4 protein-coding genes are annotated in these 14,419 nt (G+C 58.4%); 2 read left to right on the plus strand and 2 right to left on the minus strand.

Annotation, left to right across the window (positions count from 1 at the left end; genetic code table 11):
- Positions 1-170: 170 nt before the first annotated feature.
- Positions 171-11,252, plus strand: coding sequence for an Ig-like domain-containing protein (locus RN347_RS17105; RefSeq protein WP_409365771.1), 11,082 nt, complete (start codon positions 171-173; stop codon positions 11,250-11,252).
- A gap of 91 nt (positions 11,253-11,343) precedes the next feature.
- On the plus strand, positions 11,344-11,667 hold the full coding sequence (locus tag RN347_RS05795) for a tryptophan synthase subunit beta like protein (protein WP_263584536.1): 324 nt from the start codon (positions 11,344-11,346) through the stop codon (positions 11,665-11,667).
- A 25-nt stretch (positions 11,668-11,692) separates the two neighbouring features.
- Here RN347_RS05795 and RN347_RS05800 read toward each other — a convergent pair whose 3' ends face one another.
- Together RN347_RS05800 and RN347_RS05805 are read right to left on the minus strand one after the other, a co-directional pair.
- Positions 11,693-13,594, minus strand: coding sequence for an EAL domain-containing protein (locus RN347_RS05800; protein WP_311960494.1), 1,902 nt, complete (start codon positions 13,592-13,594; stop codon positions 11,693-11,695).
- Between the two features lie 80 nt (positions 13,595-13,674).
- A complete protein-coding gene (locus RN347_RS05805; protein ID WP_263584534.1) occupies positions 13,675-14,379 on the minus strand; it encodes a transglutaminase-like cysteine peptidase in 705 nt (234 codons plus the stop codon).
- Between the last annotated feature and the right edge of the window lie 40 nt (positions 14,380-14,419).

Consider the following 14,419-nt stretch of genomic DNA (forward strand, 5'->3'; position numbering starts at 1 on the left):
ACCCGCAGAGCATGGATGCCCCTCTGCGGGCAGCAAGTTACATTACTTTACTGTCCTTCAGTACAATAGGGAGGGGGCGCCGAATCCCTTACTATTGCGCTATAAGCCGTTTTTTCACTCGCACGACGGGTGAGCGGGCGGCCACTAATACTCATCGGGGATTTACCTAAATGGCAACAGCAACGGTCATCGCTATCACCGGGGACGCTTGGGTCACGGATGGAAAGGGTAACCGGCACGAGGTCAAAATCGGCGATACGCTTATCGAAGGCGAAACACTGATTACCTCGGACGGTGGACGAGTCGAACTCGATTTTGGCGATGGCGCAGGGGCAGACGTGGTGGAAGGCGGGCAGTCCATGGAGCTGACTCCGGACCTTGATCGTGAAACCGTTGTCTCTTCCGATGAAGCCAGCGTGCTGGATGACGATATCGATGCCTTGTTGGCCGCTCTTGAAGACGACGATATCGATCTTCTTGATCTTCTCGACCCCACCGCTGCCGGCGGTGCCGGTGGCGGCGGCGGCGGGGGCAATAGCTTCGTTCGCGTGGCGCGTATCTCCGAAGAGGTAAGCCCCCTAAGCTTTACTACCGCTGGCCCCACGGCAGGTACACCGCCCGTCTTTTTTACGCTAAATCCCCCCGGCCCCGATGACACAGCCCCCGATACCGATATCCCGCTAAGCCCGGACGACCCCCTGATCCCCGGCGATGATGACGGTGATGCCGATGCGGACGCGGACGCAGACGCTGATGCAGATGCTGACGCCGATGCGGACGCAGACGCTGATGCAGATGCAGATGCAGATGCAGATGCAGATGCAGATGCTGACGCCGATACGGACGCAGACGCTGACGCAGATGCGGATGCAGATGCTGACGCCGATACTGACGCTGACGCAGATGCGGATGCCGACAGTGATTCGGACTCTGACAGTGACTCTGATTCGGACTCTGATAGCGATTCGGATTCCGATAGCGATTCGGACTCCGATAGTGACTCCGACTCTGATTCGGATAGCGATTCGGACTCTGACAGTGACTCCGATTCCGACAGCGACTCGGATTCAGATAGCGACTCCGACAGCGACTCGGACTCAGACAGCGACTCTGATTCCGATAGTGACTCGGACTCGGATAGCGACTCCGACTCGGATAGCGACTCCGACTCTGACAGCGATTCAGACTCTGATAGCGATTCGGACTCCGATAGCGATTCAGATTCCGATAGCGATTCAGATTCCGACAGCGACTCGGATTCCGATAGTGACTCGGACTCCGATAGTGACTCGGATTCCGATAGTGACTCGGACTCCGATGGTGACTCGGACTCTGACAGCGACTCTGATTCCGACAGCGATTCAGACTCTGATAGCGATTCGGACTCCGATAGCGACTCCGACTCTGATAGCGATTCGGATTCCGATAGCGACTCGGATTCCGACAGCGACTCCGACTCCGACAGCGACTCGGATTCAGATAGCGACTCCGACAGTGACTCCGATTCCGACAGTGATTCGGATTCCGATAGCGATTCAGATTCCGACAGCGACTCGGATTCTGACAGTGACTCCGATTCCGACAGCGATTCGGACTCCGACAGTGATTCCGACTCTGACAGCGATTCGGACTCAGACAGCGACTCTGATTCCGATAGTGACTCGGACTCGGATAGCGATTCGGACTCTGACAGCGATTCAGATTCCGACAGCGACTCGGATTCCGATAGCGACTCGGATTCAGATAGCGACTCGGATTCAGATAGCGACTCGGACTCTGATAGCGACTCCGATTCCGACAGTGACTCCGATTCGGACAGCGATTCAGACTCGGATTCAGATAGCGACTCGGACTCTGATAGTGACTCCGATTCCGACAGTGATTCGGACTCCGACAGTGACTCGGATTCTGACAGTGACTCCGATTCGGATAGCGATTCGGACTCTGATAGCGATTCGGACTCTGATAGTGACTCGGACTCCGACAGCGACTCGGATTCCGATAGTGACTCCGATTCCGACAGTGATTCGGACTCAGACAGCGATTCTGATTCCGATAGTGACTCGGACTCCGATAGCGATTCAGACTCCGACAGCGACTCGGACTCGGATAGCGACTCGGACTCCGACAGCGATTCGGACTCTGATAGCGATTCGGACAGTGATTCCGACTCTGACAGCGACTCTGATTCCGATAGTGACTCGGACTCCGATAGCGATTCAGATTCCGACAGCGACTCGGATTCTGACAGTGATTCCGATTCCGACAGCGATTCGGACTCCGACAGTGATTCCGACTCTGACAGCGATTCGGACTCTGACAGCGATTCGGACTCTGATAGTGACGCGGACTCCGACAGCGACTCGGATTCCGATAGTGACTCGGACTCTGATAGCGATTCAGATTCCGACAGCGACTCGGATTCAGATAGCGACTCGGACTCGGATAGCGACTCCGACTCCGACAGCGATTCGGACTCCGACAGCGATTCGGACTCTGATAGCGATTCGGACAGTGATTCCGACTCTGACAGCGACTCTGATTCCGATAGTGACTCGGACTCCGATAGCGATTCAGATTCCGACAGCGACTCGGATTCTGAAAGTGATTCCGATTCCGACAGCGATTCGGACTCCGACAGTGATTCCGACTCTGACAGCGATTCGGACTCTGATAGTGACGCGGACTCCGACAGCGACTCGGACTCTGACAGCGACTCTGATTCCGATAGTGACTCTGATTCCGATAGTGACTCGGACTCCGACAGTGATTCAGACTCCGATAGCGATTCAGATTCCGATAGCGACTCGGACTCTGACAGCGATTCGGATTCCGACTCCGACAGCGACTCCGATTCGGATAGCGATTCGGACTCCGATAGCGATTCAGATTCCGACAGCGACTCGGATTCCGATAGCGACTCCGACAGTGACTCCGATTCCGACAGCGACTCCGACTCTGACAGCGATTCGGACTCCGATAGCGATTCGGATTCCGACAGTGATTCCGACTCTGACAGTGATTCGGATTCCGACAGCGACTCTGACTCAGACAGCGACTCCGATTCGGACAGTGATTCGGATTCCGACAGTGACTCCGACTCCGATAGCGACTCAGATTCCGACAGCGATTCAGACTCCGACAGCGACTCTGACTCTGACAGCGACTCGGATTCCGATAGCGACTCGGACTCCGACAGTGATTCGGATTCTGACAGTGACTCCGATTCAGACTCTGACAGTGACTCGGATTCAGATAGCGACTCGGACTCTGATAGTGACTCCGATTCCGACAGTGACTCCGACAGCGACTCCGATTCGGATAGCGATTCGGACTCTGACAGCGATTCAGATTCCGACAGCGACTCGGATTCCGATAGCGACTCGGATTCAGATAGCGACTCGGATTCAGATAGCGACTCGGACTCTGATAGTGACTCCGATTCCGACAGTGATTCGGACTCCGACAGTGACTCGGATTCTGACAGTGACTCCGATTCCGACAGCGACTCCGATTCGGATAGCGATTCGGACTCTGATAGCGATTCGGACTCTGATAGTGACTCGGACTCCGACAGCGACTCGGATTCCGACAGCGACTCGGATTCCGACAGCGACTCGGATTCCGACAGCGACTCGGATTCCGACAGCGACTCCGACTCTGACAGCGATTCGGACTCCGATAGCGACTCGGATTCAGATAGCGACTCGGATTCAGATAGCGACTCCGACAGTGACTCCGATTCCGACAGCGACTCGGATTCAGATAGCGACTCCGACAGCGACTCGGACTCCGACAGCGACTCTGACTCTGACAGCGATTCGGACTCTGACAGCGATTCGGATTCCGACAGCGATTCGGATTCCGACAGTGATTCGGATTCCGACAGTGATTCAGACTCCGATAGCGATTCAGATTCCGACAGCGACTCGGATTCCGATAGCGATTCAGATTCCGACAGCGACTCGGATTCTGACAGTGACTCCGATTCCGACAGCGATTCGGACTCCGACAGTGATTCCGACTCTGACAGCGATTCGGACTCAGACAGCGACTCTGATTCCGATAGTGACTCGGACTCGGATAGCGACTCCGACTCTGACAGCGATTCGGACTCTGATAGTGACTCGGACTCCGACAGCGACTCCGATTCCGACAGTGATTCGGATTCTGACAGTGACTCCGATTCAGACTCTGACAGTGACTCGGATTCAGATAGCGACTCGGATTCAGATAGCGACTCGGACTCTGATAGTGACTCCGATTCCGACAGTGATTCGGACTCCGACAGTGACTCGGATTCTGACAGTGACTCCGATTCCGACAGCGACTCCGATTCGGATAGCGATTCGGACTCTGATAGCGATTCGGACTCTGATAGTGACTCGGACTCCGACAGCGACTCGGATTCCGACAGCGACTCCGACTCTGACAGCGATTCGGACTCCGATAGCGATTCGGATTCCGACAGTGATTCCGACTCTGACAGTGATTCGGATTCCGACAGCGACTCTGACTCAGACAGCGACTCCGATTCGGACAGTGATTCGGACTCCGATAGCGACTCAGATTCCGACAGCGATTCAGACTCCGACAGCGACTCTGACTCTGACTCTGACAGCGACTCGGATTCCGATAGCGACTCGGACTCCGACAGTGATTCGGATTCTGACAGTGACTCCGATTCAGACTCCGACAGCGACTCGGACTCTGACAGCGATTCGGATTCCGACAGCGATTCAGACTCCGACAGCGACTCGGACTCGGATAGCGATTCGGACTCTGATAGTGACTCGGACTCCGATAGTGACTCGGACTCCGATAGCGATTCAGATTCCGACAGCGACTCCGATTCGGATAGCGATTCGGACTCTGATAGCGATTCAGATTCTGACAGTGACTCCGATTCCGACAGCGATTCAGACTCCGACAGCGATTCAGACTCGGACAGTGACTCTGATTCCGACAGCGACTCGGACTCGGACGGTGATCACGATCCGGACTCGGATAACGAGTCCGATGGTCCCGAGGAGGAGGAAGAGGAGGAAGAGATAAAAGCCACGATCACCATTGATAACGTAACCAAGGACAATGTTGTTAATGGGGAAGAGGCGAAGGGGCCTGTCAAAATTACCGGCACCGTGGGCGGCGACGCCAAGGCCGGCGACACGGTCACCCTGACCGTGGGCGAGAATACCTACGGCGGCGAGGTCGTGGCCGACGTCGAGGGCAACCTCACCTACGCCATCGACGTGCCCGGATCGGTTCTGGCCGACAACAACACGATTCGTGCCGACGTGACCGGCACCGACGCGGACGGCAACGCCTATACGGGCGAAACGGACAAGACCTACACCGTCAATCTCGACGCCAGCGCCACGATCACCATCGACCAGATCGCCGGTGACGGCGTGGTCAACGGCGACGAAGCGAAGGGCGATATCACCATCACCGGCACCGTGGGCGGCGACGCGAAAGCAGGCGACACCGTCACGCTGAGCGTGGGCGACAGCACCCACACCGGCACCGTCGGTGAGGATCTGACCTACGCCATCGACGTGCCCGGATCGGAGCTGGCCGAGCACACCGCGATTACCGCGGAAGTGACCGGCACCGACGCGGACGGCAACGCCTATACCGGCGAAACGGACAAGACCTACACCGTCAACCTGGACGCCAGCGCCACGATCACCATCGACACCATTGCCGGTGACGACGTGGTCAACGGCGAGGAAGCGAAGGGCGACGTGACCGTCACCGGTACCGTGGGCGGCGACGCCAAGGCAGGCGACACCGTCACCCTGACCGTGGGCGAGAATACCTACGGCGGCGAGGTCGTGGCCGACGGTGAAGGTAACCTCACCTACGCTATCGACGTACCCGGATCGGTTCTGGCCGACAACGACACGATTCGTGCCGACGTGACCGGCACCGACGCGGACGGCAACGCCTATACGGGCGAAACGGACAAGACCTACACCGTCAATCTCGACGCCAGCGCCACGATCACCATCGACACCATTGCCGGTGACGGCGTGGTCAACGGCGACGAAGCGAAGGGCGATATCACCATCACCGGCACCGTGGGCGGCGACGCGAAAGCAGGCGACACCGTCACGCTGAGCGTGGGCGACAACACCCACACCGGCACCGTCGGTGAGGATCTGACCTACGCCATCGACGTGCCCGGATCGGAGCTGGCCGAGCACACCGCGATTACCGCGGAAGTGACCGGCACCGACGCGGACGGCAACGCCTATACCGGCGAAACGGACAAGACCTACACCGTCAACCTGGACGCCAGCGCCACGATCACCATTGACCAGATCGCCGGTGACGGCGTGGTCAACGGCGACGAAGCGAAGGGCGACGTGACCGTGACCGGCACCGTGGGCGGCGACGCGAAAGCGGGCGACACCGTCACCCTGACCGTGGGCGAGAATACCTACGGCGGCGAGGTTGTGGCCGATGGTGAAGGCAACCTCACCTACGCCATCGACGTGCCGGGAGCGATGCTGGCCGACAACGACAGCATCACGGCCGAAGTCACCGGCACCGACGACGCGGGCAACAGCTACCGTCAGGACGCCGAGCGCGGTTACGAGGTCAACTTGGACGCCAGCGCCACGATCACCATCGACGTGATCGCCGGTGACGGCGTAGTCAACGGCGAGGAAGCGAAGGGCGACGTGACCATCACCGGTACCGTGGGCGACGACGCCAAGGCCGGCGACACCGTCACCCTGACGGTGGGCGACAACACCCACACCGGCACCGTCGGTGAGGATCTGACCTACGCCATCGACGTGCCCGGATCGGAGCTGGCCGAGCACACCGCGATTACCGCAAAAGTGACCGGCACCGACACGGACGGCAACGGCTACAGCGCCGACGCCGAGCGCGACTACAGCGTGAACCTGGACGCCAGCGCCACGATCACTATCGACGATATCGCCGGTGACGACGTGGTCAACGGCGAGGAAGCGAAGGGCGACGTGACCGTCACCGGTACCGTGGGCGGCGACGCCAAGGCCGGCGACACGGTCACCCTGACCGTGGGCGAGAATACCTACGGCGGCGAGGTCGTGGCCGATGGTGAAGGCAACCTCACCTACGCCATCGACGTGCCGGGAGCGATGCTGGCCGACAACGACAGCATCACGGCCGAAGTCACCGGCACCGACGACGCGGGCAACAGCTACCGTCAGGACGCCGAGCGCGGTTACGAGGTCAACTTGGACGCCAGCGCCACGATCACCATCGACGTGATCGCCGGTGACGGCGTGGTCAACGGCGAGGAAGCGAAGGGCGACGTGACCATCACCGGTACCGTCGGCGGCGACGCCAAGGCAGGCGACACCGTCACGCTGACCGTGGGCGACAATACCCACACCGGCACCGTCGGTGAGGATCTGACCTACGCCATCGACGTGCCCGGATCGGAGCTGGCCGACAACGACACGATCCGTGCCGACGTGACCGGCACCGACGCGGACGGCAACGGCTACGAAGCCAACGCCGAGCGCGACTACAGCGTGAACCTGGACGCCAGCGCCACGATCACCATCGACACCATTGCTGGTGACGACGTGGTCAACGGCGAGGAAGCGAAGGGCGACGTGACCGTCACCGGTACCGTGGGCGGCGACGCCAAGGCCGGCGACACCGTCACCCTGACCGTGGGCGAGAATACCTACGGCGGCGAGGTCGTGGCCGACGGTGAAGGCAACCTCACCTACGCCATCGACGTGCCCGGATCGGAGCTGGCCGAGCACACCGCGATTACCGCAAAAGTGACCGGCACCGACGCGGACGGCAACGCCTATACCGGCGAAACGGACAAGACCTACACCGTCAACCTGGACGCCAGCGCCACGATCACCATCGACACCATTGCCGGTGACGACGTGGTCAACGGCGAGGAAGCGAAGGGCGACGTGACCGTGACGGGCACCGTGGGTGGCGACGCCCAGGCGAACGACATCGTGACCCTGACCGTGGGCGAGCAGACCTACACCGGTAACGTGGTGGCCGATAGCGAGGGCAATCTCACCTACGCCATCGACGTGCCGGGGTCGGTGCTGGCCGGCAACGACAGTATCACGGCCGAAGTCACCGGTACTGATGCGGCAGGTAATACTTACGATGCCAATACGAGCCGTGGATATGAGGTCGATACTACGGCGCCTGAAGTCAAGGTAACGCTTGGCGACGATAGCGACCTGCTCGTCACCGGTGAAGAAACCTCTATTCGTATCGACTTTAGCGAGCGGGCGTATGGTTCGAACGGTGAGCCGCTAAATGCTGCTCAGGTTGGTAAGCTTCTTGAACTCAAAGGGCTCACGCTTGTAGGTGAGCTGCAGCAGGACGCATCCGATGCAACGGTTTGGACGGGCACCGTTGGCACATTGGATGACGCGTATGGCGACTCAAGTGCCAATATTCCTGCACAAAGCTATGCAGATGAAGCGGGTAATCTCGGTAGCGCGGGTAACGATTCACTAATTGTGATCGCTATTCCTGAGGTTGGCCTGACGGTTGATACAGTTTTCAGTAAGGACACTGTAACAAGAGACGGTATTAAGGACCTGGGGGTAGGTGGCTCCGGCGACCGTGTTATCGATAACCCTAATCCGCCAGCAGATACTGTCAAGATCGAGACATTGGATTTTGGTAAACAGCACGCTGGTGAAACCTTTACGCTGAGCTGGACTGAGCAGTTCAAGGGGGGCTGGGAGGACGGAACGACGGGCCGAGAAGGAACGCGTGATACCTTCAAGGTCTTGGTCAACGGCAAGGAGGAGTACGAAAACTCCTGGTATGCAGAATATAACGTGCCCTCTGCCAAGTCTGAGGCAACGCCGAGGTCTATCTCTGTCACGCTGGATGAAAACGGTAAGGCTGACGTATCGTTTGAGGTGCGCTCAACCGACCCAGATGAAGTCGTCGATGTCAGTAACATCAAGGCCATGCTCGATATTGAAAGTACGATCTATAAGGTCAATCTTTCCGGCAGCATTGCCAGTGGTGAAATCGACCTCTATGAAGTAGAAGTCGATGGTGGCCAGCTTCTGTACATGGGCGTCGAATTGCCAAGCGACAATGGCATTTATCGCGTTGAACCGAGTCAACTGGACTTCTTGACGGTTCGGCCGGATGACGTTAGCACCGAGGTCTTTGACGTCAGTGCTATTTCAATCAGCGAGTACGGTATTCCCAGTACGCAGGCCAGTGTCAACATTGAGATCGAACAGTTGCCGGATCCAATCCCCGAAGTTCTTCTCGAAGTTGAGACGAGTCATGGCCTGGAAACGGTCACCAAAGACGGCTTTTCCGATCTGGGAGTGGGTGGTTCCGGTTACGGTTGGATCAACGATCCGCGTCCGCCGGAGGACACCGAAACGGTACGCTTCGACTTCGGTAAGGCGCATGCCGGTGAAACCTTCACTCTGAGCTGGACTCAGCAGGCGAAAGGCGGTTGGGAAGATGGTCGCTCCGGCTGGGGGCTTCGCGGCGGTACACGCGATACCTTCAAGGTGATCGTGGATGATGTCGAGCGATACGAAACGTCCTGGTACGACCCGAAAAATAGTAACTCGACGCGGTTCGATGCCGAACACAAGACGCTGACCCTGACGCTGGATAAAAACGGTCAGGCGGTAGTCGACTTCGAGGTACGCTCGACCGAAGCCAACGAAGTGGTCGATGTCAGTAACATCAAGGGCACGCTTAACGTTGGGAGCACGATCTATAAGGTCGATCTGTCCGGCAGCGTGGCGAGTGGCGAGATTGACTACTACGAAGTGGAAGTCGACGGTGGACAACTGCTTTATGACGGCAACGTACTGAGCAAGGAAAACGGTGTATACCGTGTCGAGCCTAGCCAGTTGGGCGGCTTGACTGTGCGCCCTGATGCCGGTGTCGAGGACTTCGATGTGCGCGCCAAGTCGATCAGCGACAAGGGCATCTCGAGCAACGAGGAGCTTGCAAATGTGGATGTTGAGGCACTGCCAGAGCCGCCACAAGTGAGTATCGATAGTGTCGAAACTGGTCAGGAAGTGGGTGTCGATGTGCTTTCAAAAATTTGGGGGCAGCTGGATGACAGAGCGTTTGGCACTGTTAGCAAAGCAGTTAATACGTCGTACACCTCAGAAAAATTTGCTGGTTCTTCTCTGAATACATATAGAACTGCTTCTTTGAAGATCTCTTCTAAGGAAGGCAGTAATGAAACTGCCTATCTTCAAGTGGGAGACGTCTATTCCCTTCAGTGGTGGGAGTACGACGGCTATCGTTGGAACAGCCGCTCCATGGACGGAAAGGTGACTCGCTCTGACAAGACCGACGTAAACGGATCTGGTGATGCAATTGTTGTCTTCTCTGGAAGCATCAATGGCCATGCTCAGACGTTGATCATCGAAAACGGCAAGTATGGTATTCGTGACGTCAGCTACTTCACGAATGATCAAGATACCAGCACCGTCGGTGTTCGCGAGATGCAAATTAGCGGCTCGGCGACACCTGGTGCGGACGTTAAAATTACCGATGACCATGGGAAGGTGATCGATACTATTAAAGCGGGTGCTGACGGCCAGTGGACAACAGCTTTGAAGGGAGTCGATGGCACGAAGGGCGAACTTAAGGCCATTGCCACCGATACTAGCGGCAATGTATCGACTGATAGCAAGCACTTTGAGCTTGGTGATAAGGGTAACAACCTTCTTGAGGGCACTGAAGGTAACGATGTCCTTTATGGCGGCGCCGGCAACGATAGACTGGAGGGTGGTAATGGCGATGACGTACTGATCGGCGGTAAAGGTATGGACACGCTCAAAGGAGGAGCCGGTGATGACATCCTGATTGGTGGCCAAGGCGACGATATACTCTACGGTGGCGCCGGTGCTGATACCTTCAAGTGGGAGTTCGGTGACCGGGGAACCAGCGGTAGAGCGGCTGAGGACACCGTTAAGGACTTCAATAAAGGCGTGTTCGGCCAGGATGCTCAGGCGGATCGTCTTGACCTCTCCGATCTACTGAAGGGAGAAAGTGACGAGAGCATCGATCAGTACATTCACGCTGAACAGAAGGGCAGCGATACCATTCTGCACATCAAGTCAGAAGGTGGTTTGTCGGCAGATAACAGTAACGCGGATCAGCGTGTGGTACTGAAAGACGTCACCATGCCCCAGGGCGAAAGCTCGTCGGACTTCCTGCAAAGCATGCTGCAGGATCATCAGCTGAAGATCGACCAGTAAGACATCACGTTACGCATCGTGTAACACCAAGGCCGCCTCCGGGCGGCCTTTTTTAACCTTGAACCCTGTTTAACGAGAGAAGGGGGTTGCCATGTTCTATATCAAACGCAATGCCGACGGCGACATCGTGACGCTGAGCAAGGAGGCGACCAGCGAATCTTCCGAGCAGGTGAGCGCAGACGACCCGCAGGTGTTGGCGTTTCTGGCCAATGAGCCGGGCTCGAAAGCGAACTTTCTCGCCTCGGACTTGGCCTTCGTGCGCGTGGTGGAGGACTTGATGGAGGTGCTGCTGGACAAGGGGGTGATTTCGTTCACCGACCTGCCACAGGCGGCGCAGAACAAGGTGATGCAGCGTAAATCGCTGCGCGCCAAGAACAACGTCAATTTGATTGGCGAGGACGGCGGTATCATCTGATACCGCCGCCATGGCGGCGGCCGGGTCAGTTTGGCGTGCGTATCGCCGGGCCGGTCACGCCGTCGATGCCCATGCGGAACAGCTGGGCCAGCTCCTCTTCGGATTTCACGCCTTCGGCGATGACCAATAGCCCCAGCGAGTGGCAGAGCGTGGTCAGCCCGCGCAGTATGCTTTGCTGCTCGACGGAGGCGTGAATGTCGCGCACCAGGCTGGCATCCACCTTCAGGTAGGTCAGCCCAACGTCGTGCAGCTCGGCCAGCTTGGTGAACTCGGCCCCCACGTGCTCGATACCGAACTGGCAGTCGAGATGTCTGAGCGCCGCGCAGAAACCGCGCATGCTCGCCAGCGCCCGGGAATCGAGGGTCGCCGGAATTTCGAAGCAGAGCCTGGACGCCAGCGCGGCGTTTTGCTCCAGCAGGGTGCGCAGCCCGGTGACGAAACGGGCGTCGCTGATGGCCGCGATCGACAGGTTGATGCCCAGCCACTGCTCCGGGTTTTGGCGAAGCTGCTCCAGCGCCTGTTTGATGACGGCCATATCCAGCGCGGGCTCCAGGTTAAAACGCGCAAGCCAGGGAATGAAAACTCCCGCGCTTTGCCACTGCTCGGCCAGCTGCAGCCGGGCCGGGCTTTCGTAATGTAGAACGTGCTGCTGGGCGTTCAGTACCGGAAAGCGTCCAAGCTCCGGGCCCTGCAATAGCGCCGTATCCAGCGCCGTACGCCACGCCGCGTGCGTGGCAAAAAGCGGCTGACGCTCGCGTTCGCGCACCACAACTGGCAAGCTGCCCTGAGCGCTTTCTGCCTCTGCCAGGGCCGTGTCGAGCGTGGCCATCAGGTCGCTGCGCTCATCTCCCGGCGCGTAGCTGGTAATCGCCGTGGGCAGTCGCAGCTCGCTCGCCGGGGCGAGCGTTGCAAGCGCATGTTTCAAGCGAGCGCTGAACTCCTCGATGTCGGTTTCAAGCGGTACCACCAGCATGAAATCGCTGCCGTTGAGCCGGCCGATCAGCGTCTCTTCCGAGGTGGTATCGAGTGTAGTCAGCTGCTCCACCAACCCCTTCAGCAGGTTATCCGTGGCGTCGTGGCCGAGGCGGTCGTTCAGCCCCACCAGATCCTCCACGCGAACGATCGCCATGAGCCCCGTCGCCCGTGCATCGTCGCTGTCCAGAAGCGCCGCCAGTCGGGTCATGAAGGCACCGCGATTGAGCGCGCCGGTCAACGCGTCATGCTGCAGGTCGCGGCGCAGCTCATCGAGTTTCTGACTTTCGTGGGTCAACATCTGGCGCACGTTGTGAGAGAGCACGTTCATGGCCCGGGCTACCTCGCGAAGCTCCCGGGTGCGCGGCTCCTTGATGGTGGTAAAGCGCCGCGCGCTGATATTACGCGCTTGCTCCACCACGCGATTGAGCGGGCGCTTGATGGTACTGACGATCACCGCTGCCAGCGCGAGGCTTGCGATCCCTGCCGCGATGAACCAGGCCGTCAGCTCCATGAAGCTTCGCCACAGGGCCCGGTAAGCAAAGCTGTACTGACTCTGAAGGGTCAGCGTACCGAACTGCTGCCAGCCTTCCTGAATGGTGGCCGTGCCCGGCGGAATGTCGAAGTCGATCAGGTGGCGAAACCAGCCGGGCACGTGGCCCTGGTACTCACTCGCCACGCGCTCGACCAGTACGCTGCCATCGGTGTCGCGCAGTACGATCTGCTGATAGTAGCCGGTGTCGAACTGCGCCGAGATCAAAAGCTCGAGAATGACCAGGTCCTTGTCGAGCTGCGTCATGGAGAGCGCCAGCGCCGTGGCGTTATCCTCGTTCTTGATGCTGATTTCCTGCTCGATGTAAGCGCGACTGGTGGTGATGCTGATCACAAGGCTTCCAACAAAGGAGAGCAGCAACAGCCCGATGATGGCCAGCCAAAGCTGTTTGATAAGCGACATAACGGCACGTCCTTTTGTTGAAAACTTTTTGTTAAAAGCTCTTTATTAAAAGCGCTTGTAAAAACCTTTCTGCGAGGTCTCTAGAGAAAGCCTTGAGATTGCATACGTTCCAGTACGCTGCGCCAGCGCGACAGGCGCGCCAATGGATCCGCGCGCGACTGCGATGAGCCGCCGGCCCAAAGCCCTTCGCTATTGAAACTGAACACCGGATCGAGATCGGTACGCTGCGAGGCGGGCGAAATCGAGGGCGCCATGTTATCGAGCACCAGCGGCACGGCGCTCGGGGTATCATAGTAACCCAGCACCATGTGCGCCTGGGTAATACTGCTGCGGCCAATGCGGGCGCGTACGTAAATCATGCGCAGGCGCTCGCCGGGAACTCCAAGCTGCTTGAGCGTGATGTACTTGGCGATCGCATAGTCTTCGCAGTCGCCCTGGCCCTTGCCCATGGCCTCGAGCGGCGTGGCCCAGTAATCCTCCTGCCCCCACACGACGATATCGTCGACCCAGCGAACGTTGCGGTTGAAGAAGTCGTTCACCTCACGAAGCTGGGTTTGAATATCCTGCCCCGCAGCGCGCTGTAAAAGCGCGAACCACCCCTCGAGCACGTTGAGCCCTGCCTGGCCGTACATCGAGCTCATGCGCTCACGCAGTCGTGTCGGGTCGAACGCCGAAGCCTGAAAGGGGTACAGACCAAGCCCCGCGCCCAGCGCCAGAAGCCCGGCGGACGCGAGAAACGTTCGCCGGGTGAGACCCGCAGGGGTAGAGGAAGAGCACCGAGGCATAGACGTCCAGCCATGGCCAAATGAAGCTTAAGACTACAAG

Source organism: Halomonas sp. PAMB 3264 (genome assembly GCF_031954245.1).
Classification (GTDB): Bacteria; Pseudomonadota; Gammaproteobacteria; order Pseudomonadales; family Halomonadaceae; genus Vreelandella.